Source organism: Mycobacterium sp. NS-7484, assembly GCF_001953975.1.
GTDB lineage: Bacteria > Actinomycetota > Actinomycetes > Mycobacteriales > Mycobacteriaceae > Mycobacterium.
The window spans coordinates 1-1,367 of record NZ_MBEJ01000117.1; the positions used below are offsets into that span (position 1 = coordinate 1).

Genomic DNA, 1,367 nt, shown 5'->3' on the forward strand with positions numbered 1-1,367 from the left:
AAATGCATTTCGGGGAGAACCAGCTATCACGGAGTTTGATTGGCCTTTCACCCCTACCCACAGCTCATCCCCTCAGTCTTCAACCTAAGTGGGTTCGGGCCTCCACGCGGTCTTACCCGCGCTTCACCCTGGCCATGGGTAGATCACTCCGCTTCGGGTCCAGAACACACCACTACACCACACACTACTGTGTGGATACGCCCTATTCAGACTCGCTTTCGCTGCGGCTACCCCACCCGGGTTAACCTCGCGACATGTCCCTGACTCGCAGGCTCATTCTTCAAAAGGCACGCCATCACCCCACCACAAAGTGGAAGGCTCTGACGGATTGTAAGCGCACGGTTTCAGGTACTATTTCACTCCCCTCCCGGGGTACTTTTCACCATTCCCTCACGGTACTAATCCGCTATCGGTCACTGGGAAGTATTCAGGCTTACCGGGTGGTCCCGGCAGATTCACAGCAGATTTCACGGGCCCGCTGCTACTCGGGAACACCGTTCAAGGTAGATGTCAGGTTTTCACGTACCGGGCTCTCACCGTCTACGGCAGGTCATCCCAAACCACTTCCGCTAACCACAACATTTTCTCACTACCCTCCAGCCGAGTAGAACTGGAAAAACAGGTCCCACAACCCCGCACACACAACCCCTACCCGGTATCACATGCATACGGTTTAGCCATCCTCCGCTTTCGCTCGCCACTACTCACGGAATCACAATTTTGTTTTCTCTTCCTACGGGTACTGAGATGTTTCACTTCCCCGCGTTCCCCCCTGACACCTATGTATTCAGTGCCAGGTGACACGACATCACTCGTGCCGGGTTTCCCCATTCGGACATCCTCGGATCAACGCTCGGTTGGCAGCTCCCCGAGGCATATCGCAGCCTCCAACGTCCTTCATCGGCTCCCAGTGCCAAGGCATCCACCATGCGCCCTTAAACACTTACAACACAAAAACCAAAAATGAGTTTCAAAAGAAATTGCACATCAACACACAAAAACAACACCCACCCGAAGGCAGATGCCACATTCTGCGTGCTAGATGCTCGCAACCACTATCCACAAATCAAACACCACACCCCACCACCAAAGATGGAGCAACAACACACCCCCTGCCCCCAACGGGACAGGACCGCGGGCCTGTTGTCTCAAAGCCCAATAGTGTGTCTGGCAGTTCCCTCACCGCAAAATCCCTTGCGGCTCAACGTTTGTTGTGCACCAAACCGTGCCCACTACAGGCAACCGGTTCCTCACGGCTACACCATCCCCAATGGACGATGTTTATCGTGGTGCTCCTTAGAAAGGAGGTGATCCAGCCGCACCTTCCGGTACGGCTACCTTGTTACGACTTCGTCCCAATCGCCGAT

At 54.6% G+C, this 1,367-nt stretch carries 2 rRNA genes; both read right to left on the reverse strand.

The features are described from left to right. Positions 1-949: ribosomal RNA gene (locus tag A5733_RS21130) — 23S ribosomal RNA — on the reverse strand; the annotation flags it as partial. A 351-nt stretch (positions 950-1,300) separates the two neighbouring features. Beyond that, a 16S ribosomal RNA gene (locus tag A5733_RS21135) occupies positions 1,301-1,367 on the reverse strand; the annotation flags it as partial.